Genomic DNA, 24,628 nt, shown 5'->3' on the forward strand with positions numbered 1-24,628 from the left:
CCGTCCCGCCGATCGGCATAGCCATCAGGTGCCAGCCGCACGTCGTCGATCCGCTTCAACCATCGATTCATGTGGTGACAAGGTTCAGGCCGACATGCCTTCAGCCGTGCGCGCTCGGCTGTCGATCAACGGTGTGTCGGATCGTGCAGGCAGGAGAGGGAGAGGGTTGGAGGGGGTCTTGTGACGGGCTCGAGGCTGAGAGAGAGGCTCTCGGCGGCCCGTCGCGGAGAAGTTCAATGACCACTGCCGTTCAAAAGATCACGCTATCGTCCTCGCGCGATATCCCTTTCAACAAGCTAGTGCTCGGCCAGTCCAATGTGCGTCGCATCAAGGCAGGCGTCTCGATCGACGACCTCGCTGCTTCGATCGCTCGCCGTGGGTTGATCCAGAGCCTGCACGTTCGTACTGTGTTTGATGCCGACGGCCAAGAGACGGGGATGTTCGAGGTGCCAGCTGGCGGCCGCCGATATCGCGCCCTCGAGATGCTAGTTAAGCAGAAGCGGCTTGCCAGAACAGCGCCGGTGCCATGTGTCGTCGGCAATTCTTCCAGTGCAATTCTGGCGGCGGAAGTGTCACTGGCTGAGAACATCGAACGCGCGCCACTGCACCCGCTGGATCAATATCGGGCCTTCAAGGATTTGCTCGACCAGGGCATGACAGAGGAGGAGATTGCGGCTGCTTTCTTCATCTCGGTCAACGTCGTCAAGCAGCGGCTCAAGCTGACAACCGTTTCGCCAGCACTTCTCGACGCCTATGCTGAGGACGGAATGACGATCGCTCAGCTTGAGGCATTCTCCATCAGCAACGATCATGCCCGACAGGAGCAGGTCTGGGAGGCGATCAAGACCAATTGGTCGAAAGAGCCGTACCAGATCCGCCGCATGCTGACTGAGAATACGGTCCGCGCCTCCGACAAACGGGTAGTGTTCATCGGTCTGGAGAGCTATGCGGCAGCAGGCGGTGAAGTGTTGCGCGATCTGTTCCAGCCGGACGATGGTGGGTGGCTGCAGGACGTCGCGCTGCTTGAACGGCTAGTCACGGAAAAGCTCTGGCTGCGCGCCTATGATTGGACCACCGACCAGGGCGCTGCGGCGCTCAACGATTACGCTCGCGCCAACGATCCCTTCTCCAGGGTCGGCAAGCAGCAGGTCGCGGTGGATATTTCTTCGGTCATCAGGGCTTCACCGGGCTCCTTTCGTGTCGCCTGGATCGAGCATCACTACGAAAACGGCCAGCTTTCCGGCACCGAGCGCTGGACCGCGATCCTGACGATCGTGACGCAGATGCCAAGCGACGCCGAACATCTTCGCGCCAATCCGCTCGGCATCTACGTCAATGCCATCAACTGGTCCAGGGAGATGAGCCAATGAACCTGCCATTGTGTGTCACCGCCGCTCCGGCTTTGACAAGGTCGGCGCTTGCCGTGGTGTTGCTGTCGGGCTCCATACTCGCCGGTTGCGCCACACCGCAGAAACCACCTCAGATCTCCTATGATGCCTACGTGCCGCCTTTGCCCGCCGCTCCGGCAGCCGCGCTCGATGAAAGGCCAAAGCCGCTGCACGTTCCACCAGGTTGGGTCCCGGCCCGCGGCGGTGTCGCCGGCAGCACGCCGGTCGCACGCGTCGAGAACGCCAACGCTGCGGCGCGCGTCCTGCCGCGTCGTGAAGGCTATTACAACGCCATTCAGATTTATCCCTGGAGTGAAGGAGCCCTTTATCAGGTCTATGCCGCTCCAGGACAGATAACGGACATCGCGCTTGAGCCTGGCGAAAGCCTGACCGGCGACGGTCCGATCGCGGCGGGCGATACCGCGCGCTGGATCATCGGCGACACCGAAAGCGGAGCGGGCGTCACCAGGCGCGTCCATGTGCTGGTCAAGCCTTCGCGCGCCGACATCAACACCAATCTCGTCATCACCACCGACCGGCGCAGCTACATGATCGAGTTGCAATCGGGCGAGAAGCCGTACATGCCCGCCGTGTCATGGGCCTATCCCGCGCCGCCGACAGGACAAGCGCGGACGATCCCCGCGACACCCATGATTCCCGCCATCACCGCACGCAACTACCGCTATGGTCTCACCGGCGACGCACCTCCCTGGAGGCCCGTCAGCGTCTATGACGACGGCAGGCGGGTCTATCTCGAGTTTCCCCGCGGGATCGTGCAAGGCGAGATGCCGCCGATTTTTGTCATCGGTCCGGACGGCGAGGCTGAAATCACCAACAGTCGCGTCTATCAAAACGTCCTGATTGTCGACCGTCTCTTCGGCGCGGCCGAGTTGCGGCTTGGCAGTGGCAAGCGGCAACAGACCGTCAGGATTGTCCGCGCCGATGCCACGAGGAGAGGTCCGTGGATGTCAGGCGCCAACGCGGCCTCGAACGCAAAGACCGCATTTCGTCAAAGGGGAGGAGAGCACTCGTGAACGAGAACGAAATCCCGGCTGCCCCCATGCAGCTTCGCGCCGATCCGCCGCGCGTCACCCGCCTGTCACGCAAGGTGCTCGCCGGCATCGGCCTATGTGCATCGCTTGGCGTCGGCGGCGCGCTGGTCTACGCGCTTCAGACGAGTGAAACCGGCAGGCATGGCGACGAGCTGTACTCGACGTCCAACAGGCAGCCCGCCGACGGACTGGCCAGCCTGCCGCGCGACTATACCGGCCCTGTTCTCGGGCCGCCGCTGCCTGGCGATCTTGGCCGGCCGATCCTTGACGCCCAGAACAAGGGACAGCCCGTCGTGACGCCTGCGATCGCGACACCCATGGTCGATGAGACGGAACAGCGCCGGCGGGCCGAAGAGGAGGCGGCCAGAACTTCGCGTGTGTTCTTCCAGACGGGGCAAGGAGAGGCAAGGACCGCCGAAGCGTCCTTCTCTGCCGCCAATGACCTTGGCAGTCACGTCAGTCAGCCGAATGCCGGGGATCGCCAGCTTTCCTTCCTGTCCGCCGCCGCCGACCGGCGGACAGTCGCGCCAGATCACGTCATGCCGCCGACGTCACCTTATGTGCTTCAGGCCGGTGCCGTCATTCCGGCCGCGCTTATTACCGGGATCCGATCGGACTTGCCCGGCCAGATCAGCGCTCAGGTAACCGAAAATGTCTATGACAGTCCCACCGGCCGCTCGCTGCTCATCCCGCAAGGCACTCGTATTATCGGGCAGTACGATAACGGAATTGGCCAGGGTCAGAGTCGCGTGCTGCTTGTCTGGAACAGGCTGATCTTTCCCAACGGACGTTCCATCGTTTTGGAGCGTCAGCCTGGCGCGGATGCTCAGGGCTATGCCGGCCTGGAGGACGAAGTCGACTATCACTGGGGCGAGCTGTTCAAGGCTGCGGCGTTGTCGACCGTTCTGAGCGTCGGCGCGCAGGCCGGTTCTTCCGACCAAGACAGCGACATCATGCGTGCTCTGCGGAGCGGGGCTTCCGATAGCGTCAGCCAGGTAGGCCAGCAGGTCGTTCAACGGCAGCTCGCTATCGCGCCGACGCTGACGATCCGACCTGGGTTTCCCGTTCGTGTCCTCGTCACCCACGACCTCGCCCTTGAACCATACGGAGGTTGACATGGCCAAATTGAAGCTTGCAACGATCGTCGACGATAAGCCGGTCAAGGTCACGGTTGAACTGCCGGCGCCCCTGCATCGCGATTTGGTGAAATACGCAGAAATCCTTGGGCGCGAAGCCGGGCAGCCATCTGCAAATCCATCGCGCCTGATCGCGCCAATGCTGKAACGGTTTATCGCAACGGATCGCGGCTTTGCCAAAGCAAAGAAGGAGGAGGCTTAGATGGCGGGGCCGGATTCCCGAGCTAAGGGGGACTTCGAGGCCCCGGAACACAACATTCAGCCAAAGCGTTTCATGGGCGAGCCCGTTGCAGAGACAATTCATCTCTCCTTGGCGCTCCCATTTGCGAGCGCCACGATGCCTTCCAAATTTTTCCAGCCGACTGTCGAACCATTTTTGGGCCGCCCCCATTTTAAGCGGTCCATATTGCGCAACCTTGGGACAGATCACCTGTCCTCCCTCAGATAAACATTTGATGGCTCTTCATTGGTTCTCCCCTCCGGTCCGTGTCAGTGGCGAAATCGTCGGCATGGCTTACGATGTCAACAGCGTCGAAGCTGCCTCTGAGCAGCTCCTCATGTGGACCAAGCGCGGACCTAAATGGAACCTGGCGGTGCGCGTCTGCATGGCCTGCCTGGCTGACCAAGCGACACCGCAGGAGGTCAGGAGGTGCTTCAGGCTTGCTGCTTTGGAGGAAGGGAAACTCCTGACTGCTCATAAGGGGGCTGACTGAGTTCTGTGCCCCTTCGGTTACACGCTGGACCACCCCATAAGGGTACAGACTGCGGGTATCGTCGTACGTTTCCGACAATCAATTGGAGGGAACTAATACCGGGTTGTGCGCTTAGTAGTGCGCAACTTGCGGGGCATTAACAAATGATTGTCGGGGCAATTATGCTCGTAGAAGATGAGGCCCTAATCCGACTCGACGTTGAATCGGCGTTGGAAGAGGCTGGCTTTGAAGTGTTGTCGTTCCCAAATGCGGCACAGGCGATTGTGGCTTTCGACGCCGCTCCAGACAGGTTCAAAGGCCTCATCACCGACATCCGCCTAGGCGCTGGTCAGAGCGGTTGGGATGTCGCGAGGCATTTGCGGAATTCCAAGCCTGTCATTCCAGTTGTCTACATGAGCGGCGATAGCGCGATCCATTGGAGCGCAGACGGGGTCCCTGAAAGCATCATGATTCAAAAACCGTTCTTCCTGCCTCAGATAATCACCGCTATCTCGACGCTGCTTAATCAGCCGCTGCTAGTCCCGAAAGACCCGGGTTAGGTCTGTCAGATATCTAGTCGTCGAAATCATGCGCTTTATGGTTCGTGTTCGCAAAGAACATAATCGCCAAACGCTGAGGAGAACAGAAGGGACCCGAAGTGGTCATGTCGAAACACAGGGCGAAGACAATGGAGCCCACGAAATGATAATTTGAGGATGGCGCGTTGACCTGAGACCCTTGTTCCCGGGCCGGCCAACAGGAATACTGATCGGCTGAACAGAAGGTGCCGCCATGGCGAGACTAGCGAGCTGTGCATGCGGAAGTCTGAGCGTGACCTGCGCCGGCGAGCCGAGAAAAGTATCATTGTGTCACTGCCTTGCTTGTCAGAAGCGAACCGGCAGCACCTACGGTGTTGCTGCTTTTTTTGACCGGCAAGATGTTCGAGTGGAAGGCTCCAGCAAGTGCTATTTACGCCAGTCCGATAGCGGCTTTCCTGTAAGATTTCACTTTTGTCCTGACTGCGGCTCGACGGTTTTTTGGGAACCTCAGCGCAAGCCGCACCTGATGGCTGTCGGGGTTGGTTCGTTTGCCGATCCAAGCTTCCCTGCGCCAACACAAGCGGTCTATGAAAAATACCGGCATCTATGGGTCAACGATACCAACTGAAGACCATCGTTGGGTCCCGGCTGTAGGTATTGATCGAGCATCGCCTCTCGCTTCGCCGACGACGACCGCAATACGGTCGGTTAGCGATGTGTCGTCGTTAAAGCCGTTCGCAGGGGACGATTCCTATCCGGCGGTCATCGAACCCCTCGAGTTGCCAGGGACAGTAACGAGTTGCCAGGGTCAGTAACGAAGGCGACTCCCACGGAATAGCCGATCTCGTATCTCAGCCGCTGGTCTGGGCAGGAGAAACATTGCGCACAGGGATCGCGTCCATCGCGGCCAGCTTATCTGCGCACAAATCTGCGGCACCGGGCGCTTTGTTTTTCATACCGGCAAGATTGATCCACCCTCCATCGGTGATAAAGCTGTCGCGCTGGTAGGACGAGGTTTCCTTCAGCTTGGCCAGGTTCTGGCTCGCATCGGCCGCACTGACGAACTTTTCGACACACAGATTTGAGACCAGTTCGGCGCGCGCGTCTCGTGCGGAGGTCTGCGCCATTTGCAACGCGGTTCCGCCGGTCGTCCAGCCGCCGGCTGTGAAGCCGACGATAATGGTCAATATCGCGGCTCCGGCCAGGGACCAGAACCAGAGTGTCTTGGACGGCCTATAGTCATCCCAGCGTTGCGACACGGTTCGATTATCTTCCATTGTTCATCCTTTCGGCTACGCGCCTTGCTTCAGATTGCAACAGACAGCTCCGTAGTGCTTTCGCGGCGGAGCCTTCCAGACATGCTGCGTCGACACCCTTTGCAAATGGACACCGCACGTCGGTGATCGTCCAAACGGGCAATGGGTTGGAGGTTTGGCGTCGTCCTTCACCCTCATGCGCAATATACCGAGACGGGTCGGAATCTATTCCAGCCCGAGCGGATTTTCTCGACAAGCGCAATGCCTAGAAATCGGCATTGCGAGAGATTGTGGGTTTCGCTTGGTTTGGGAGAAACAAGCTGGCCTACTGGCGATCGGGCAGCTTCATACCAACCTTGCGGTCGAAATTGCGTGCACCGTGCCTCCCCGAAGCGAGCCGGAAGCACTCGAACTCACAATCGGATCCGCGGGACCGAACTGAAAGCCTTTTGGTGCCAGCAACAGCACGACGACGGTGATGGCTAGCAAGGTAATGATGATAGCGGTTCTGACAAACTCTCTCATGTTTTTCCCATTTAGAAGAGCATACCGACAGCGCGTATTTGAGTGTCAGCCCTCACTCCCAGGCGGGTCTCCCGGTGTCAGATCGCGTCCTCAACGGCCTGCCGCCCTGTCATTGTCTTGATCTGAATGCGGTAGAAAACGTGTCGGGGTACGATCGCTGCACCCTGGGATACAGGTTTGAGGTCGCCTGGCTCCCACCAGTTTGCATGACGGCTGATYAGCGACCAGGCATGACCTCGTTCCCGTTCAAAGCGCGGCAGATCAGGCAATTCCTCGAAGACGCCCTTTATGATGACGCTTCTCCATTCACGCTTGCCGCCGGGCTCGTTTACTTCCACGCAAACCATCGGATTGTTCCGCATCCAGTCGATTTTTTGACCGGTCAAGGAAAAGCTATAGAGGTAATGACCCTCAAACGCGTAGTAGATCGGAACCACGTAGGGCTGCCCGTTATTTGCACAGGCCAGTCGCGCCAAGCGTTGCACCGACACAACGTCGATGCATTGTTGTTGCGTCAGTGTCTCGATCCGCATCTCCATTGCTCCTGACTACATGGCGGATCACCTTCGGCAAAACCGTCGTGCACCACGCGACCTGCGGCCCGACCTCTTCCAGTTTGCAAACGGCACATCCGCCGGAAGTTGATACGGGGCAAAAAGGCCAGTCTCCGGGCTCTTTCCATCGCTCAAGATATATGTCATGACATGACATATATCCAGCAGGGGATTGAGGAGACCGTAGGATGCCACTGTCTCCAGATGGGGGCCGAGCCATTTGTTATCTGATGAAGCAGGGATCCTTCATTCGCAACGAGGGTCGGATCTTCGAGGCGCGTTTGCCAATGCCAGGTTTGTGTCCCGCAATCTCGAACTGCCCATCCCGTTTGCCCGACGCCCGAAAGGCCACCCAGTGTCCATGAGCCGAGCGATCTCCCTGCGGCATTGCACAGTCCGGCGCTATCGGCCGAGGCGGCGAAGCTGATTGTCGCGGGCTCGTAACCGACGACGTAGGCGGGAGCCTGCCACGCCTCGCCTTGAGGCGCTCCATCGCCAGTCGATGCACGAAGTCACCCACGCGACTACCTGAAAACAAGGACCCGTGCATGCTCGACGAAACGGACCAGGAAGTGCTCGAGATACCAATCATCTCAGGCGGCCAAGCGAGCCCCAGCGGTGGCCTTGCCTTTGCTGACGCATCTGGCCAGCGACTCCGTCCCTCTCCAGGAAATAGACAAAAAGGCGAGGTCGCCGACGGCATCGCAACGCTCGGCCTGTACGACTTTATAGCGCATCAGTTTTCGATGCCTGCGGGTCTGTGTGGGCATGTAACTGGAGCCCTGATGGGCCTGATAAATCATCTGCCCAACAGGCATGCTGTAAAACTGTTGGACATCCAGCTCACGATGACGTGCTCGAAATCGGATTCGGGCCAGGCTGGGCGCTCAAGAAAATGGCGAAGCTGGCGCGCAGCGGCACGATCACCGGGGTCGATTGGTCGCCGACCATGTGGCGTCAGGCCCGAGCTCGAAATCGAGCCGCCGTTGAGAATGGAAAACTGAAACTGATCCACGGAAATTGCGAGCAGCTACTTCTGGAAAGCGCTTCTGTTGACAAGATTCTGGCTGTCAACGTCATCTATTTCTGGTCGCCGGACGGACCCGTCCTGGCTGAGGCCCACAGAGTTCTCCGTCCGGGGGGAATGATGTCGATCTATGCCACCGATTGCACTGCAATGAAGAGGTTGCAGTTCATTGGTCCTGAGACCCAGCAAATATTTGATCGAAAGGGGTTGGAGGTTTTCCTGCGCAAGAGCGCATTCGGTTCGGACCACATCGACATTCAAACGATCTGGTTGCCGTTTGGCTTTCGTGGTCTTGTGGCCCGCCTGCGCAAGCGATGAAAGCCGTTGGCCTTGCACACCTATCCTTTCACGCAACAGTGATGACTGTTGTTGCAACAGCTCATCGGTGCATGCGTTTAACAAAATTGGATCATCCGAGGTTCGGTCATGTACGAAGCGTGGTTTTCCAGGCCAGTGTCAATTACCTCTGGCATCAGCGGCGATATTCGCAATCTTTTGAACGCGAAACAGGCGGCTGACGTCCTAGCCACCAATTGGCGTGATGCAGGAAGCCAAAAACATCTGTCTGCTTTGAGAGCATGTAGACAGGCGGTAAGCGGGGGGATTTCAGCTGATGTCGCCAGGGAGATTTTCGTTGAGGCCGCTAGAGCAGCACATGTTCTGGTTGATTGAAATAGAATAAGCGCCAGCACTGTCACGTATCTTGCCATTTACATTGTCATAAATCGCTGTTGCGCCCAGTCATTTCGTTCGCCTCTGCCATCTCGCGATAGTTCGTCCTCCTCGGAAACGCAAATTCGTCTGAATGATGCTGGCAGGAGATTTATTTCGTCTCGGTAGGGCGGTGTACCGCACACATATCATCGTAGAGACCAATGGCGTCATAGTCGTCGGTGTCGGAGGTCCGCAGCAGCCGATGCGCCTCGCAAATTCGGATATGCTCTGTGCGCTATCGCGAGGCATTGAACAACTGATAAGCCAGCCTGCGAGCAAGAGATGGCGCTTCATGTCGAGGGACATGGAGTGCGCAGCTCGCCGTTCTACTTGCAGGCCCCGCTTGCCTTCAAGGCAGCTGTAAGCCCCATCAGGGAATAGACATAATGGGTGTCCGTGCCTCTCCAGGAGGTGGCGGACAGCTTCATTTTGCTTGCTGCCCGCATGGCACTAACCATAGATCGGTCCTCACGGGCGTTCTGCAACCAAGCTTTGTTGTCTTGGGTAAACATGGAGAAACGCTGGTCAGCAATTACCACATCGATGTCCGAACCCGGCTTGAGCCGATACCCCATAACAGCTTCAGGCTGCGAGGCTTCCGGCAGCTGCGAGACAATGACAAAATTGTCGCCATGATCGACATCCTGCGGCAGTCTGGAAACCGGGACACTCAGGACAAAGCACCTTTTTGTCTCAGAGCTATAGGAATAGACGCCCCATGCGCCATGCTGAGAGAGGAGGGTGGGTGCGGCCTGCCCACAAGTGACGGAAAGTGCCAGAGACGCGACGGTCAGACCAGTTGCTTTGATGGTCATCGGTTTCCTTTCTGCTCAACAGCGCCATCACATCGGCCCCACGTGCCCGTCAGAACCTGCAAGGCTCAGTAGCCGGCCTCGATAGGGTCATTGGAAGTTCGCGACCTCGGGCCGCGATCCTCTAGCCGGGCCAGTCTCCGGCGAGTTGGGGTCAGTGGAGCCCAGTTGCCGCAAATGTTTGAGAAACCGCCGCCCCGGCACCAACCCCACCGGAAATGCCGGGCCGTGAGGAAGTGCCCGAGGCTGCACTTCCTCGAACAGGATCATGGCGTCTTGCGTTCCTGCTGTCGTGGTTGGCGGCAGGAGGCGGTTGCTCCGTGCAAGGCACAAGATGTCAGTCATTCACCGCAAATCGATTTTTCGTTCGCGCATGCAACAAGCGCAAACCGAGGACTGTCGGAAATACGCCGCCGGGTCTGCGTCGAAGCTCGCTTTCATGGGCCATATACTGAACCCCACACGAAACTATTCCAGCTGATCTCCTTTGTTGCGGGCTCGAGAACTCGGGGTGCGCTTGGGGTTCACCACCGCTTAGCGCGCGAGGTGCGTCGCCGCGGGAAAGGCGTTCCGCTTGTTGGACAGGCGGTAGTGCCAGGCAATCAGCGGCGTCAGCACCAGCACCGGCCCAGCGACGAAGACCAGGACGATGGCCAGCACGAAATAGAGATGCCGCTGAGATTCGGCGACCGGCCCCGCGGCGTGAAGCGCGCCCAGCCTGATCGCGTCGCAACCACTCAAGGCCGCAAGCGCCGATACGCTCAGCAGCCGAATGCCGATCGACCGCGTCATTTCCGCCCTCCTCGCAAGCCTGGCTCGTGCGTGTGAAACGCCCATATTCGTTGTGATCTGTGCCGACGTGCAGGCGTGGCTCAATCACTTGCCAATCCACTGTTTTGAGCATAGCGATCGCCCCATGGTTTCCAAGGCAAATAAGGGCAAGAGCGAGGAATTGGCAGCGGCCGATGCGACCGATCTGCATCGAACCGTGCGTCACGAAGGGGAGGCCGAACTCGATCGGCCGGCGGCAGCGCTGCTCTGGTCAGGCTTGGCGGCGGGCATTGCCATCAATGCGTCGCTGTTGTTCGAAGGTGTACTCTACGCACATCTGCCGAGCGCGACCTGGAGCCCTTTGGTCATAGCCCTCGGGTATCCCATAGGGTTTCTGATCGTGATCCTTGGACGGATGCAATTGTTCACCGAAAGCACGATCACGGCGATGTTGCCGCTGGCGACACGGCCTTCGCTGCGGGCACTCAAACTGACACTGAGGCTATGGGGGCTGGTTATCGCCGCCAATCTCGCAGGTACCGCAATCGCTGCCGCAGCGATGGCGTTAGGCCTGCTTGGCGACGATGCGCTTCGTGCCGGAGCCATTGCGATCGCCTCGAAGGTGATGACGCTTGGGCCTGGCGCTACATTCGTGAACGCCGTCCCTGCTGGCTTCCTGATCGCCGTTCTTGCCTGGATGTTACCGAGCGCACGCGAGCAATCCGTCCTGCTCGTCACTGCAGTAACATATCTGGTTGCGGTGGCGGGTTTCAGCCATTCGATCGTTGGGTCGGACGAAGTATTCCTGCTGATCTTCAGCGGCAACGGCGACGCATCATTGATCGCCCGGTCTCTCATTCCGGCAATCCTCGGCAACCTTATAGGCGGCGCCGGCATATTTGCCCTGCTGGCCCACGCGCAGGTCCGCAGCGACGCCAACGCCAAGTGATGACGCTCACCCGGAAGCCGGTTCCTGCGAGGCATAGGTGCAGCATCTGGATGTTACCGAACGTCGGGCGGTTCGTGAACCCTTGCGCATGCAGATGCCGACCACCCGCGACACCGTCCTGCCGAAACACGGCCGCGACACCTGGCGCGGAGCATCTCGATAATTGCTCATTGCACGATCTCGTCGTTAGATGATCGGGTGCAGTGAGCCGTGCCGACGCCTCATGGCGATTGTCGGGATGACCCGTGACGGCGCGCTCTCGGCGTACGCGCGCCGGCCAATGTATGGGTAGCGACAGGGCTGCAATGGCAGAACCCTTCGCCGCTACCCGAAGTCCTCGGCGGACGCCGTTTTGCGGTGCGGCCAAGGAGGACCACTCGATATCGAGTGATCCTCTGACTACCTACTGCGTGACCATGCGTTGGTTGTCACGGTTCTCCGCCCAGGTGCTTTTATCGTACGCGGGCTGAGCCTTGAGCTGGTCCTTGGTGAAATTGGTGTAGAGGTACTTGTTGCCATTCTTGTCAGTCATGAATGACAGTTTATTCATTCCTACGGCCACTTCCTTTTCACCCATTCCAAGGAAACCGCCGACATCCACGATGACCGCATCGACCTTGCCGTCCTTGGTCAGGACCACGTCCCCGATCTCGCCGACATTGGCATCGTTGGCGCCATACACAGTTGTGCCAACAAGTTCCTGGGTTCGGATTTTGCCTGGATCAACAGGTGTCATTAACGCCTTATCGTGCGAGCCAATCGCAGCCGTTGTCTCCGACGCAGAACTGGCCGCCGGCGCTGCCGCCATATCGTTGTTGTCCGTGGCCGAAGCGCTATTTTCCGGGGCCATGTCGTAGGACTTTCGGTCAAAGCTCGGTTTCGCCTTAAGGTCATCGGCATTGGCATTGATGACGAGCCAGCGCTCATTGCTCTTTGCGGCCCATTTGACCGTGTTGTACGGAATCGCCACGTCCTTTTCCCCTATCCCGAGGAAGCCTCCGACGCTGACGATAACCGAGTCAACGGCGCCATTGTTACCTATCAAGAGGTCATCGACAGAGCCGACATTGTCGGCATTGTCGGCGGTGCCATTGTAAACCTTTTTGCCGATGATATTGGAGGCCAAGTGGCCAGACATTTTCTGAGTTTGCTGGGTAGTGGCTGTCTGGGCCGCATAGGCGAAGGTGGAAACAGAGACAAGGGCCAGTGCCGTTGTCGCCAAAAGAGTACGGATCATAAGAGTTCTCCTGTTGTTGTTGCTTGGCCTCGTTTCTAGCCCTCGCGGGCAGGCGAACGGGACTATGAGGACAACCAGATGTCTCCCATCGAGTTCCGCATGCCCGCTAGATAAGCTTCACGTTATTGTGTTCTGAAATCGGTGGCGGCGGGTGCCATCTGGCAAAACCCAGCGCAAGGTTGGCCTTCCCTCGCTAGCCGTCGTATTGGAGTACTGAGGGTCACGGCCGAAGCACATCGAGACGGGTTTTCTGCTATGGCCGTCGACCATGACGGTAAGCATGCGCCCGTATGCATGCGTAGGCTTGAAGTCGTGAGCTGCACGTTCGCTCAACGAGCAAAGCGCCACCGCAGTTGCCCTATATCGCTGACTATTCAATCTGATTGCCAGAACAAACGCTGATTGGCTGAAGGGTGGCGATGCAGCGGTTGAGAAACGTCCCGCTTACAATTCGTTAATAGATGTTCACACAATTTAGACAGCCCATCATTCAGACATCCGGCAATGAGCCCCTGCGGTCGCCATGAGATCCTTCGTCCGGTCAACATTGCGTGAGGTCGGCCTCCATCGCTTCCTTCTGATAGGTTCGTTGCTCCGTTGCGGTCTCGCCGCCGTGTTGCTTCTCGCAACAGCAAGCACGACCCACCAGCGAGCCGAGGCGAGGAGCTTTCCAATGCCTCGCTTCGTCTCGCTAAAGGCCCCACGCGCCAATCTTCGGGTCGGGCCAGGCGTTCAATATGATATTGAATGGGTATTCGTCCGAAAGGGCATCCCTCTTGAGATCTATCAGGCGTTTGGCAATTGGCGCCGCGTAAGGGATTGGGAGGGAACGAGCGGCTGGATTTACGGCCCCCTCCTGTCGGGGCAGAGGACCGCTGTCACGGCCCCTTGGAGCAGGGGCAATGTCGCACTTCACACGAGCCCTGTTGCAGACAGCCCGCTCACTGCCTGGCTCGAACCTGACGTTACTGTGAAATTGCTGCGGTGTGACGGGCAATGGTGCAGAGTGGCGCATAATTCAATGGTCGGTTTCGTCAAGCAGTTCGCCCTGTGGGGGGCTTATCCCGGGGAAGTGTTATGATCACGGACCGCACGTTGCCGACAGCACGTTATGGAAAGACAGATCGCCATTGGTGGTGTTTGTCGCAAAGCAAGCCTCGGCGCGAGGCCAGGGTCGCATAATTTGCCGTAGGGGTATCCGGTGAAATCGATGTCGTCGCGGGCGTCGATGGCGTGGCGATTCAACACGCACCTTCAGACGGACCTTCATATGAAAATCTCGTGATCAATCCTCCCGCGTCCTTTCGCGCTTTGATCGATCCCGCCTCTTGTCTTAGAGGTTCCTGTCATGGAACGGACCTGGCAGCGGGAAGGGTTTGCACCTCGGATGACGAGGGTGTCGCGATGGTGTGCCCTATATGCCGCGATAGGTTGTTTGGGTGTGGTTCTGTTCTGGTTGTCGACCGACCATCTTTCGTCGCTGCCCGCTTGGGCGCCGTGGGATTTCTCCGCTCCGGACTATCTGGCGGCGTCTCTGGCACTGCTTTGGTTCGCCCGCGGCCTGTGGCTTGGAGAGCTGCTGCCGGTCTGGCGCGGCATTGTATTTCTGATCGGGATCGCCTCAATCTACGCGGTGCTGCAGACCCATTTCGAATACTGGTCGCAGCATATGTTCTTCCTCAACCGCATCCAGCATGTGGTCATGCACCATCTTGGGCCCTTCCTGATCGCGCTGGGCGGTGCGGGCAAGACAATCGGCCGGGGCATGCCCATGCCTCTGAGGCGGGCCATCGAAGCCCGACCTGTTTCCGCTGCGTTGCGCGTCCTGCAGCAGCCGCTGCTCGCCGCGCTGATCTTCTCTGGCACCTTCGCCTTCTGGCTCATTCCACCCGTCCATTTCCGGGCGATGCTCGATCCCCGGCTTTACGCCGTGATGAATTGGACCATGGTGCTGGACGGCATTCTGTTCTGGTCGCTGGTGCTCGATCCTCGCCCGAAGCCTCCGGCTCGTGTCTCCTACGGTACGCGGATGGCACTCTCAGTCGGCGTGATGTTTCCGCAAATCGTAATGGGCGCGATCATCAGCCTCTCGTCGCGCGACCTGTATCCCTATTACAATTTATGCGGACGCATATTCCCGTCGATGGGTGCCCTCAACGATCAGCACATCGGCGGCCTCATCGTCTGGATCCCGCCGGCCATGATGAGCGTGGTGGGCATGGTCATCGTGCTCAACGCGCTCCGGCTTCATGAAGATTCGATCAGGGAAGAAGACACGAATGCCGCTTCGCTTGCCGCGCTTTCGAGCCGCTGGACAGGACGCTAGACTTTTCCGACGGGCCCTGACGATCGGAGCTGTCGTGCTTGCATGTGCGACCGCCGCATCGGCCGCCGAACAAGGCGTGACGCTGAAAAACCCCTGGATCCGAATGGTGATCCCGTCACGTCCAGCCGCTGGCTTCTTCACTCTTTCCAACAGCAGCGACCATGTAAACCAGATCATCGGGGCGTTTTCCCCTGCCTGCGGAACGCTGATGCTGCACCAAAGCATCAGTCAGGGCGGTACCGACCAGATGGTCATGATCAAATCCGTCCCCGTTCCAGCGCGTGGCAGTGTCAGCTTCGCGCCAGGAGGCTATCACTTGATGTGTACGTCGCTGGCGCCGGACATGAAGGTCGGGGGCTCAATCCCGGTCACGTTGAAATTCGGGGACGGCGGTACCGTTTCAGCGGATTTTCTGGTTCGCGGTGCAACAGGCAGGTAGTCCAGCCGAAGCCGGGTCGATGATAGCTCAGGCGGCACTGGTTTCGGAGACAAGTCGCTTGAGGTCGGCGGTGATGCCGGCCAGATCGGGACTTGCTGTGCTCAGCGATGACAGAAGAAGACGTGCGGCACCCGAACCGTCAAAGACATAGATCGCGGAGCTGTGAGTGACCGCGTATGGATGGCCGTTGCTTTCGGGCGTCACCGAATAGGCCAGCCGATAACGCCGCGCGAGCGCGCCAAGCTGGTCGGATGTGCCGCGCAATCCGACGATTTGCGGCGCGAAATTCCGCACGTAATCCGCCAGCACCGGCAGCGTGTCCCGGTCCGGGTCGACGGTGACGAACAGAACCGCGACATGCGCCGCGTCGGCGCCCAGGCGTGTCAGGATCTCACTGATGTCGGCGAGCGTTGTGGGACAGATGTCTGGGCAGAAAGTATAGCCCAGGTAAAGCATTACCACCTTGCCGCGAAAGTCGACCGCAGTCGTTTCCTTCCCATCCTGTGTACGGGTCATCGCCAGGGAAAGAGCAGGCGATGTACCCGTGACATCCGTGCCGTGCCATTGGGTCTCGCTCCTACAGCCGTCTACCGCAGCGAGCCCAAGGCCGGCGCCGATGAAGCCGATGACGCGCCTTCGGGAAATCACCATGGTAACGCCGAGCATGGCATCAATTCCCCAGATTGGCCACGAAGGAGGTCAAGGCATTGCCGTCATAGTGGATGACCATCACCAGTGTCACCGCCGTGACCAGCACGACGGCGACGACACAGGCCAAGCCAGCGGCAAGGAAATTGTTCTTGCGCTTCGGCCACGGTCCCCATTCGGCGGTTTCCCAGTAATTTTCCTCTGTTGCCGGTGCCGCCTCGTCACCGGGAGGTGGTTGGTGGTTCATGGATCGTCCCTTCCTGCCCGCCCGCACCGATCCTTCGACGGTGCCGACCCACCGGAGCTCGCGCCGGTCGTTCCGATTGTCATCGTGGATAGATCCTGATGCCGTCGGCCACCGAATTGGCGACGTGCTCCCTGGTGATCACACCAACGACGKCGTCGGCTCGTGGGATACCGCGTCCGCGCACGACAACGGCCATGAAGGCGTTCTTTCGCCAAATGCGCTCAATGACATCGGAGGCTACCATGTCATCACCGACGATGGTGAAGTCCCTGTTGGCGATCTCGCCCAGGGTTATGCCGGTATGCGTAGTCTCCAGACCGCGCCGAAGGCCGGTATTGACACGCAGAACACCGAAGATCTGGTCACCTTTGGTGACAACCACATGGCGAAGCCGTCCCTCCGCCTCGTGCTCACGCAGGAAATCATCGAAACTCTGTTCGGCCGCCAGCACCATGATGTCGGGGTCCATCACTTCGCGGGCGTGGCGCACCAGGAACATGTTGGCGTGCAGCGCTTTGGGAATGGCGCGGCCGCGCCGCAACAGCTTGAGCGTATAGATGTTTTCGCGCGACAAGAGCCGCCGCACTCCGACGCTCGTGGCGACGGCCAAAATCATCGGCATGACGATATCGTATTCGCGTGTCATCTCGAAGGTCATGGTGACGGCAGTCATGACGGCACCGGTACCGCCGCCGACCATGGCGCCCATGCCCACCATGGCGAAGGCGGGGATGCTGACCGGAACGGGGATGCCGATCGCCTGCAATAGAGCTGCAAAACCACCGCCAAGAGTTGCGCCCATGAAGAGCGACGGCGAGAAGATGCCACCGGAAGATCCCGAGCCCAGGCTGGTCGACGTCGCCGCGACCTTGCAGACGAACAGCAGCGCCAGTAGCCACAGCGCTGAGGTGTGGCCGGTGAGGATACTTTCGATCGTGGCGTAGCCAACGCCGTCGACATAATATTGGCCAAGCGTGACGAAGAGGACGTAAATCAGCACGCCGAGTGCCAGCATGCCTACTATGTGACGTGTGTAGCGCCCTGGGATCTTATCGAACCAATCCTCCGCCAGATGCAGGCCGTGGATGAAGCCCGCTGCCGCCACGCCCATGAGGCCGCCGAGAGCGGCATAGAGCACCAGTAGCACGATCGCGTTGGCGTCGGCGGGAAGGGCCTCCAGAGGAGGCACGAGAAAGGCCGGCTGCTGGCCGAAGAACCAGCGCCCGACGAATGTCGCGGTGCCGGTCGCGATCGCAACCGGCAGAAAGGTGCTGACGCTGACTTCAGGCATCATCAGTTCTATGGCGAACATCACACCGCCGATGGGCGTGTTGAAGGTGGCGGCGATTCCGGCGCCGGCGCCGGAAGCGACCATGGCAATGCGCTGGCCGATCGGCATGCTTATGATCTGGCCAAGCGTTGAGCCTAGCGCCGAGCCGATCTGAATGATGGGGCCCTCGCGCCCGACCGAGGATCCGGAGCCGATGGCGACGGCGGATGCCAGTGATTTCACCAGGGCTACGATCGGCCGGATCCTGCCTTCCTTGTAATAGATCGCATCCATCACCTCGGGCACGCCATGGCCCTTGGCTTCAGGGGCGAAATTGGAAACGAGAAAGGTGACGATGATCGCGCCGACCACAGGCGCCAGGATGACCAGCGGTCCCCATCGGCTCGGCGCTGTGAAGACGTTGGCATCGTAGGCGACCGCTAACGTGCCATTGAAGAACAGGTTATGCAGGACCCCTATCAGGTCACGAAAAATGACCGCGCCCAATCCGGTGACGATGCCGAGACCCAGCGCCAGGAGCGAGAGAGAGAGCAGGCTAAGGCGACGGCTTTGCTCATCGCCGGCCATGTCGGAAGTCGAACCTTCCACGGCAGGTGAAGTCTCGATTTTCACGACTGGAATTCCTGACTTGCTGGTGTGGGCATTATCACTCTTTTGTCATTGGGTTCGGCTGCACGGACCCGCGTTATCGCCATCGGACCTCGATGGTGTGCGGCTGGCGACGAATGGACGTTTGTCAAATTGGCTGGCCTTTTGGTCACGATTGATTATATCATGCCATGACATAAAATCGTGGAGTTGAGAAGGGGATGCTGGTGATTGGGGTCCATCCCGAGCGGGGCGTCATAATCCGGGTTCGGGCCGAGGCGAGGTCGCTGCCTTCGAAGCGTGGTGTTCGACTTTGCGGCCGGCTCAACGATGGGGAAGTCGTTGGGTCCGAGAAATCCGCCAATGAGCCTCGTGGCATATTCGTCGCCACGACCGCTCAAGATAGCCATAGGCATAAGCGCTTTGCCGCCGAGCACCTGCGCGAAATGCTCCGGCAAGAACTCATTGGCAATACCTCAAACGCCGAGACATCTGGGGCGATGACATGACGAGCAGCGATCATCGTCAGGAATCCAGGCTGGAACCTTATGCGCCGCTAAATGTCCTCAAACCGGTGGCATCCGACATCTGGATCGTCGACGGTCCGGAAATCATTCTGAGCCGGGTCGGCCTCAAGCTGCCGTTCACCACGCGCATGACGGTGGTCAGGCTAAGCAACGGAGCATTGGTCCTCCACTCACCCGTCGAATACTCGACTGAACTTCACGCGGCGCTGGAGGCTTTGGGACCGGTGCGTTTTCTCGTAGCGCCGAATTCTCTGCACTATTGGTGGGTACCGGACTGGAAGGCCCAATTGCCCGAAGCCACGGTGTTTGCCGTGCCTGGCCTTCAAAAACGGGCCAAGCGGCAGGTCCCTGTCGATCGATTGTTGATAGACAGGGAGTCACCCTGGCCAGACGAGATCAGTCTTCTCGTCGTCACGGGAGATGTGCTGACGGAAGCTGTCTTCTTTCACCGCCTGTCGCGGACATTGATCCTGACCGATCTCATCGAGAACTTCGAACTGAGGCGCATCCGAAGCCGCCTTTTTCGACTGCTTGTTCGCCTCGGGGGCTCTGTTGATCCTGATGGCAAGGCCCCGATCGACATGCAGTGGAGCTTCTTCCGCTCTTACCAGACTTTGAGAAAGGCCGTTCGGCAGATGATCGCCTGGGCGCCCGAGCGGATCATCATCGCTCACGGACGTTGGTACGAATCGAACGGTGTGAAGGAGCTCAGGCGTGCTTTTCGGTGGGTATGAAAAAATCGCATGGCAACTCTAGGAGCAATCACGATCGTCGCCATTGCCTATCTCGGTTCCCTATTCGCGCGGCTATTGGTCGGACACGACAAGAAAGGCAATCAGATCGAAGCAATAGTCGGGGTCGTCGGCATTGTCATCTGCGTAGCCGCGGTTGCCAGCGTGTTGATCAAAATCCCGCCGAAACAGTCGATGTGCGAGATCGAGCGAAAGGTGTCGCATTCGAATCGGCAATGCTTCTAGAGGGGGAGAAGCGACTTGCTCTGCGAATATGCGCTGACCGACCCCGAAAGCCGCTCATTCGCCAGCCGTTTCTTCCAAGCGAACGTTCTGCCGGGCCAAGCAGTGCGAGGCCTCAAACAGAACCTCGACCTTCGATCGTTCGCTAGTTTCTCGGCCGGCGTCCTGTGATGCCAGGCGAATTGCGTGAGGCCTCGAAGGAGATTTCGTCGTCTTGTGGCAATCACTGCAAGCTGGGGCCTGTCGCGCAGCTTCGCTCTTCCACCAGGCAGGCTTCGCCTCTGCTGACGGTCCAATGGGTCGCCGCGCCGACCCGCCAGAAGTGAATATCGAGGTCGTTCTCGCCGACGCGCAGATTCTTCAAGGCAAGGTCAGGCATCCAGTCCGGCAGCTTTGGATCGATGTATAGCTTTCCATCCAGGGCATTCGGCTGAAAACCGATGATCGCCTGCAGAAAGCTGAAACAGGATCCAGCCGCCCAGGCCTGCGGCACGTTCGCTTTCTTGTATTGCACCGGAAATGTCGTAGGCGTCCGCGCCGATCCGGCATACAGTTCAGGCATGCGATGTTGCATGAAGTAGCTTGCCGCGCCGCTGACATCGCCGGCGATACGAGCAGCTTCTTCAAAGAAACCATAGCGCCGGAAGCCCAGGGCAATCAGACCGTTGTCGTGCGGCCAGACGGAGCCTTTCTGATAGGAGTTCGGATTGTATGCCGGATGATCGGCCGAAAGCGTCCGAATACCCCAGCCACTCCACATGTCAGGCATCATCAGCCGGCGCACCACCCTTGTGGCACGGTCGGGCGGGACGATGCCGGACCACAGACAATGACCAGGATTGGACGTAGCGCTCAGAACCGGCTTCTTGTTGCCATCCAACGCGAACGCATAGAAGCCGGAAGCCTCATCCCAGAACACCTCATTGAAGCGATCGAACAATCTTCTGGCCTTGGCCCTAAGTTGCCCGGCACGATTGTTTTCGCCCCTTGCAACGTAGATTTCAGCCATGCGCTGCCAGGCGTCGTAGACATAGCCCTGCAGCTCGCAAAGAGCCTTTGGTCCCTTGACCCATGTGCCGTCGGGATTGACGACGGCATCGTCGGCGTCCTTCCAACCCTGGTTCTCGTAGCCCGCCTTCGAGCGGGTCTCATATTCCTGGAAACCGTCACCGTCACGATCGCCATGGTGGTCGATCCAGCCAAGGCACTTCTCGGCGGTATGCATGTGCCGTTCTATCAAACCGGCATCGCCTGTACGGCGCCAGGCGTCGTGAAGCACGATCAAATAGAGGGGCGTTGCATCGGCAGTGCCATAGTAGGGCGTATGGGGAATGAGATTGAAATGCGCGAGTTCGCCGGTACGAAGCTCGTGCATGATCTTTCCAGGCTCCGCATCCCGATAGTCGTCACGTGAAGTGGCCTGAAACCGACCGAGAACATCCAAAGCACCCCGCGCGAAATCAGGATAGACCAAGGCATTCTGGAGCGAGACAATCAGGCTGTCGCGACCGAACAGCCCTATGAACCAGGGCAGGCCGGCAGCCGGGACATATTCAAGTTCGTCCGTACCTTCGATCGGCAGGCGAAGTGCCGCCATATCTTCAATCGCCTGATCATAGAGCTGTTGGAATTCGCTGTTCGGGGTGCTGAGTTTGCATGCAGTCTTGCGCCATCCAGAGATCCGCTTTGCGGTTTTCGAACTGAGGCATTTGTCGACGCAAGCGCGCGGAGCGCGCGACGTCTTCTGGCCCTGTTCAAAGTCGTAGAGAAGGCAAGCATGCCAGGTCGCTCCGGGTTCGAGCCTGATGTCGAAGGAAATCCTTCCGTTGGCATAGACAGGGTTTGTGGGCGTTCTGTGCACCGTGATTGTGATAGCCCGCCTGAAATCCTGATTAACATAGGACGTCCGAAGGCGCGTGCTTCGAGGTGTCCACTGCGTGGTGATCCGACCTCGGCGAACCACGGCGTCAGCCTTGACTTCGAAGAGGTCGGCGAAGTCACAACGGATGCCAACCTCGAGATTGAACCGCACCGCCTCGGACCCGTGGTTCACCAGGTCGAAATCCTCGTGAAGGCCCCCGTGACCCAAGGCGCGACCGACAATCAGCCCGAGATCGCCGGCCTCGACCAGACCAGTTTCGGTCGCGAAACGCCGATTCACGAGATAAATCTTGGCGGCGAAGTGAGCAATATTCCCGGAGTTAAGCAGATCCCAAGGCTCTCCGTTCGCATAGAGCTGCCAACTCGACACAAGCCGCGTATCGCGGGCATATAAACCTTGGTGTGTTGGCCATATAATCTGACCATCCTGACCTGTAACCAAGAAGCTGAGACCCTCGTTGATTGCCAATCGCGGCGGTCCGATCGCAATCTCAAGGCTCATGTCGGATAGGTCTCGTCTTTGGCTGGGGAGCAGCAGCGTCTAACTCAGTGCGCCCGCCGATTTCATGACATTCGGGTTCGGCTCGGTTTTCCGGGCGCTCGTTCAACTGCTCACAACCTGGCCTGAAGGCGTTTCAAAAGCAGCACTCTAAGGCTTCCAGTTCAGGGTTTGCGGAGCTTGCCACTTCCGATCTGTCTCACGGCAGCCTCAAGCACAGAACGCCGGCTCCCATACCGTCTCATCAGGGCATGCACCTGAGCGGGTGTAATCCCGCTTTGTCGTGCGAAACACTCAACCACGTAAGGCTCGCTTCCGGACAGGAGATCCCTGTCACGCGTATAGCGCGTCTTACTTTCGCGTTTCGCACTTGCTGCCGGGGCTAACTCATCCATGGTTCTCAACGCAAAAACTCGGATTCAGTTGCCCGTCACTCAAGCAGAAGTTCGGAAATCCGAGGGGAAAGGCGCACTCTGACAGACATAGCGGCTCCACGCGTGCGTGAACGCGGCGGAGAGCGTCGAGGACGTAAAATGGCAAAAGAGAACTTTACCGCAGATAGATCTTCGCGCCCTTCATGTGGATCGCATCTGATGCCCTCGATCGGTCCGCGTCGCGCGAGCATCCCCACTTCCGCAGATCATGCTTCCCCGCGGCGGCTTGAGGATGTCTGAAACACCGCGGGGAAGGTCGAGAGAGGGTCAGCCCTTGGCGACGGGCAATGCGACGAAGCGGTTATTGTCGTCGCGGGTGATCTGCATCAGCACCGCCTTGCGGCCGGACTCCACCGCATCGGCCATCGCCTTGTTGGCGTCACCGCTGCTGTTGACCTCGGTCGAGTTGACTGCGGTGATGACGTCGCCAGCCTGAATGCCGCGGTCGGCGGCATCGCTGTCGGGATCGACATCGGTCACCACCAGCCCCTTGCCGTTTTCGGACTTGGTGACGGTGAGGCCGAGCGCGGCCAGTGTATCGGGCTTTGACGGAGCCGTGGGCTGCTGGTCGACTGATGCCTGCTTGTCGCTGGCAGGCAGTTTGCCGAGATCGACCTTGACCGTCTGGCTCTTGCCGTCGCGCCAGAGAGTAACGTCCACAGACTTGCCAGGCGAATAGGCGCCGATCATGCGGGCCAGTTCCTTGGGCGAAGCAACATTCTTGCCGTCGACCTGGGTGATGACGTCACCGGCGGTGATGCCTGCCTTCTTGCCGGGACTGGCGTCCTGGGCGCTGGAGACCAGCGCGCCCTTGTCGGACTTTAACCCGAGTGATTCAGCGATATCGGAGGTGACGGGCTGGATCTCGACGCCGAGCCAGCCGCGCTGCACGGCGCCGCTCTTCATCAGATCCGCGACGACCTGCTTGGCGGTCGAGGCCGGAATGTCGAAGGCGATGCCGACGCTGCCGCCCGAAGGCGAGAAGATCGCGGTGTTGATGCCGACCACCTGACCGTTGAGGTCGAAGGTCGGGCCACCCGAATTGCCCCGATTGACCGGAGCGTCGATCTGGATGAAATCGTCATACGGACCCGCGCCGATGTCACGGCCGCGCGCCGAGACGATGCCGGCGGTAACGGTGCCGCCGAGACCGAACGGATTGCCGACGGCCACGACCCAGTCGCCGATACGGACCTTGGAGTCGTCGGCGAAGTCGACATAGGTGAACTTGTTGCCGCCGCCGTCGACCTTCAGAACGGCGAGGTCGGTACGCGGGTCGGTGCCGACCAGTTTGGCGTCGAACTCCTTGCCGTCATTGGTCACCACAGTGAAGTCCGAGCCTTCCGAGACGACGTGATTGTTGGTGACGAGATAGCCGTCATCGGAGATGAAGAAGCCGGAGCCCTGCGCCACCGGACGCGGCCGGTCGTGGTTGTGGTCCCGGTGATCGAAACGGCGCATGCCGAACTGACCGCCCTGGTCGCCAAAGCCGCGGAATTCCTTGAAGAAGCGGCGCAACTGCGGATTGTCTGGCAAGTTATCGAAACCGTTCTGAGCGTCAGAGCCATCGTCGGCTGTCGACTGGACCTTGGCCTTGACCTTGACGCTGACGACCGCGGGCGTGACTCGTTCAACGAGATCGGCGAAGCCCGGCATCTGCGCTGTTTGAACGCGCACGGCATCGGCCAGAACGGGTGTTGTGCCGGTGCCGTAGGCCCCGAAGCCGATCGCCCCGGCGATAGCCAAGGACGCAGCCGTAGCCATGATTCGCTTGTGCGTGCTGGAAGATCCACTGGTGAAAGTTTTCATGATTTCGTGTCCTCTTTCTAGAATTTCGCCCCGATGGGCGTCGTGATGATAAGAATAGAGAAGCGCACATTACGATGTCATTTCCATTGCATGAACTTTTAGTAATGTTGGCGAATAATCTACCGAGGCACCCCTTGAGATGATATCGCGCTGATCATTGCTTGCATGGTCAGAAGTTCCAGTCCTGGCCAAAGCCAAATGGTCAGCGACTTCCTTTGCTCGAATCTGAACAGCAACAAAGCTGCTGTCATCATGCCGTGACCGCGTTTGCAGCATGGCTGCGTCGGACTCCAGACCGTGCGCTGTCAATGAG

23 protein-coding genes and 2 pseudogenes are annotated in these 24,628 nt (G+C 59.1%); 15 read left to right on the forward strand and 10 right to left on the reverse strand.

What is annotated here, in order from left to right:
- Positions 1–236 precede the first annotated feature (236 nt).
- The 7 genes and pseudogenes from AC1DPX_RS25460 to AC1DPX_RS25490 form a co-directional block, all read left to right on the forward strand.
- A pseudogene (locus AC1DPX_RS25460) lies at positions 237–1,049 on the forward strand (ParB/RepB/Spo0J family partition protein); the annotation flags it as partial.
- A 42-nt stretch (positions 1,050–1,091) separates the two neighbouring features.
- Positions 1,092–1,370, forward strand: a pseudogene (trbF, locus tag AC1DPX_RS25465) (conjugal transfer protein TrbF); the annotation flags it as partial.
- On the forward strand, positions 1,367–2,422 hold the full coding sequence (gene trbG / locus AC1DPX_RS25470; RefSeq protein ID WP_477240063.1) for a P-type conjugative transfer protein TrbG: 1,056 nt from the start codon (positions 1,367–1,369) through the stop codon (positions 2,420–2,422). The pseudogene trbF and the gene trbG, both read left to right, overlap by 4 nt.
- A gap of 26 nt (positions 2,423–2,448) precedes the next feature.
- Positions 2,449–3,555, forward strand: coding sequence for a TraB/TrbI/VirB10 family type IV secretion system protein (locus tag AC1DPX_RS25475; RefSeq protein ID WP_477240104.1), 1,107 nt, complete (start codon positions 2,449–2,451; stop codon positions 3,553–3,555).
- A gap of 1 nt (position 3,556) precedes the next feature.
- A complete protein-coding gene (locus AC1DPX_RS25480) occupies positions 3,557–3,778 on the forward strand; it encodes a DUF2274 domain-containing protein (RefSeq protein ID WP_477240064.1) in 222 nt (73 codons plus the stop codon).
- A gap of 654 nt (positions 3,779–4,432) precedes the next feature.
- Entirely contained in the window at positions 4,433–4,828 is a 396-nt protein-coding gene (locus AC1DPX_RS25485; protein WP_477240065.1) for a response regulator, read from the forward strand.
- Positions 4,829–5,060: 232 nt separating this feature from the next.
- The gene (locus AC1DPX_RS25490) at positions 5,061–5,435 is read left to right on the forward strand and encodes a GFA family protein (RefSeq protein ID WP_477240066.1); all 375 of its coding nucleotides are present in this window, start codon (positions 5,061–5,063) and stop codon (positions 5,433–5,435) included.
- Positions 5,436–5,658: 223 nt separating this feature from the next.
- Here the strand turns inward: AC1DPX_RS25490 and AC1DPX_RS25495 are convergent, their stop codons facing one another.
- Positions 5,659–5,994 (reverse strand): hypothetical protein, encoded by a 336-nt coding sequence (locus AC1DPX_RS25495; protein ID WP_477240067.1) that lies wholly within the window; start codon positions 5,992–5,994, stop codon positions 5,659–5,661.
- Between the two features lie 671 nt (positions 5,995–6,665).
- Positions 6,666–7,121: a pyridoxamine 5'-phosphate oxidase family protein gene (locus tag AC1DPX_RS25500; protein WP_477240068.1), complete on the reverse strand. Its 456-nt coding sequence runs from the start codon at positions 7,119–7,121 to the stop codon at positions 6,666–6,668.
- Between the two features lie 781 nt (positions 7,122–7,902).
- Between AC1DPX_RS25500 and AC1DPX_RS25505 the strand changes: the two genes are divergently transcribed.
- Entirely contained in the window at positions 7,903–8,487 is a 585-nt protein-coding gene (locus AC1DPX_RS25505) for a class I SAM-dependent methyltransferase (RefSeq protein WP_477240069.1), read from the forward strand.
- A 108-nt stretch (positions 8,488–8,595) separates the two neighbouring features.
- Positions 8,596–8,841 carry a DUF982 domain-containing protein gene (locus tag AC1DPX_RS25510; protein WP_477240070.1) on the forward strand — a complete coding sequence of 82 codons (246 nt, stop codon included), beginning with the start codon at positions 8,596–8,598 and terminating at the stop codon, positions 8,839–8,841.
- A gap of 368 nt (positions 8,842–9,209) precedes the next feature.
- Here AC1DPX_RS25510 and AC1DPX_RS25515 read toward each other — a convergent pair whose 3' ends face one another.
- Positions 9,210–9,698 (reverse strand): invasion associated locus B family protein, encoded by a 489-nt coding sequence (locus tag AC1DPX_RS25515; RefSeq protein ID WP_477240071.1) that lies wholly within the window; start codon positions 9,696–9,698, stop codon positions 9,210–9,212.
- A 531-nt stretch (positions 9,699–10,229) separates the two neighbouring features.
- Positions 10,230–10,487 carry a hypothetical protein gene (locus AC1DPX_RS25520; RefSeq protein ID WP_477240072.1) on the reverse strand — a complete coding sequence of 86 codons (258 nt, stop codon included), beginning with the start codon at positions 10,485–10,487 and terminating at the stop codon, positions 10,230–10,232.
- Between AC1DPX_RS25520 and AC1DPX_RS25525 the strand changes: the two genes are divergently transcribed.
- Positions 10,468–11,415 (forward strand): formate/nitrite transporter family protein, encoded by a 948-nt coding sequence (locus tag AC1DPX_RS25525; protein WP_477240073.1) that lies wholly within the window; start codon positions 10,468–10,470, stop codon positions 11,413–11,415. The two genes, AC1DPX_RS25520 and AC1DPX_RS25525, sit on opposite strands and share 20 nt — an antisense overlap.
- Positions 11,416–11,818: 403 nt before the next feature.
- Here AC1DPX_RS25525 and AC1DPX_RS25530 read toward each other — a convergent pair whose 3' ends face one another.
- A complete protein-coding gene (locus tag AC1DPX_RS25530) occupies positions 11,819–12,652 on the reverse strand; it encodes a PRC-barrel domain-containing protein (RefSeq protein ID WP_477240074.1) in 834 nt (277 codons plus the stop codon).
- 673 nt (positions 12,653–13,325) lie between these two features.
- Between AC1DPX_RS25530 and AC1DPX_RS25535 the strand changes: the two genes are divergently transcribed.
- The 3 genes from AC1DPX_RS25535 to AC1DPX_RS25545 all read left to right on the forward strand — a co-directional run bounded on the left by AC1DPX_RS25535 (position 13,326) and on the right by AC1DPX_RS25545 (position 15,417).
- Entirely contained in the window at positions 13,326–13,733 is a 408-nt protein-coding gene (locus AC1DPX_RS25535) for an SH3 domain-containing protein (protein WP_477240075.1), read from the forward strand.
- 360 nt (positions 13,734–14,093) lie between these two features.
- On the forward strand, positions 14,094–14,978 hold the full coding sequence (locus AC1DPX_RS25540) for a cytochrome c oxidase assembly protein (protein ID WP_477240105.1): 885 nt from the start codon (positions 14,094–14,096) through the stop codon (positions 14,976–14,978).
- Positions 14,979–15,012: 34 nt separating this feature from the next.
- The gene (locus AC1DPX_RS25545; protein ID WP_477240076.1) at positions 15,013–15,417 is read left to right on the forward strand and encodes a copper chaperone PCu(A)C; all 405 of its coding nucleotides are present in this window, start codon (positions 15,013–15,015) and stop codon (positions 15,415–15,417) included.
- A gap of 27 nt (positions 15,418–15,444) precedes the next feature.
- On the opposite strand, the gene AC1DPX_RS25550 is transcribed toward AC1DPX_RS25545, so the two are convergent.
- From AC1DPX_RS25550 to AC1DPX_RS25560, 3 genes are all read right to left on the reverse strand, one after another.
- The gene (locus tag AC1DPX_RS25550; RefSeq protein ID WP_477240077.1) at positions 15,445–16,083 is read right to left on the reverse strand and encodes an SCO family protein; all 639 of its coding nucleotides are present in this window, start codon (positions 16,081–16,083) and stop codon (positions 15,445–15,447) included.
- Positions 16,084–16,087: 4 nt separating this feature from the next.
- Positions 16,088–16,312 carry a hypothetical protein gene (locus AC1DPX_RS25555; RefSeq protein WP_477240078.1) on the reverse strand — a complete coding sequence of 75 codons (225 nt, stop codon included), beginning with the start codon at positions 16,310–16,312 and terminating at the stop codon, positions 16,088–16,090.
- A gap of 79 nt (positions 16,313–16,391) precedes the next feature.
- Positions 16,392–18,215: a chloride channel protein gene (locus tag AC1DPX_RS25560; RefSeq protein WP_477240079.1), complete on the reverse strand. Its 1,824-nt coding sequence runs from the start codon at positions 18,213–18,215 to the stop codon at positions 16,392–16,394.
- A gap of 481 nt (positions 18,216–18,696) precedes the next feature.
- Here AC1DPX_RS25560 and AC1DPX_RS25565 point away from each other — a divergent pair, with 481 nt between their 5' ends.
- Together AC1DPX_RS25565 and AC1DPX_RS25570 are read left to right on the forward strand one after the other, a co-directional pair.
- Positions 18,697–19,452 carry a DUF4336 domain-containing protein gene (locus AC1DPX_RS25565; protein WP_477240080.1) on the forward strand — a complete coding sequence of 252 codons (756 nt, stop codon included), beginning with the start codon at positions 18,697–18,699 and terminating at the stop codon, positions 19,450–19,452.
- A 9-nt stretch (positions 19,453–19,461) separates the two neighbouring features.
- The gene (locus tag AC1DPX_RS25570; RefSeq protein ID WP_477240081.1) at positions 19,462–19,695 is read left to right on the forward strand and encodes a hypothetical protein; all 234 of its coding nucleotides are present in this window, start codon (positions 19,462–19,464) and stop codon (positions 19,693–19,695) included.
- A gap of 220 nt (positions 19,696–19,915) precedes the next feature.
- On the opposite strand, the gene AC1DPX_RS25575 is transcribed toward AC1DPX_RS25570, so the two are convergent.
- Both AC1DPX_RS25575 and AC1DPX_RS25580 read right to left on the reverse strand, forming a co-directional pair.
- Positions 19,916–22,075 carry an amylo-alpha-1,6-glucosidase gene (locus AC1DPX_RS25575; RefSeq protein ID WP_477240082.1) on the reverse strand — a complete coding sequence of 720 codons (2,160 nt, stop codon included), beginning with the start codon at positions 22,073–22,075 and terminating at the stop codon, positions 19,916–19,918.
- Positions 22,076–22,773: 698 nt separating this feature from the next.
- Positions 22,774–24,315, reverse strand: a complete 1,542-nt coding sequence (locus AC1DPX_RS25580) for a Do family serine endopeptidase (RefSeq protein ID WP_477240083.1) — start codon at positions 24,313–24,315, stop codon at positions 22,774–22,776.
- Positions 24,316–24,628 lie beyond the last annotated feature (313 nt).

The sequence above is a fragment of the Mesorhizobium sp. 01N446 genome, from assembly GCF_056399285.1.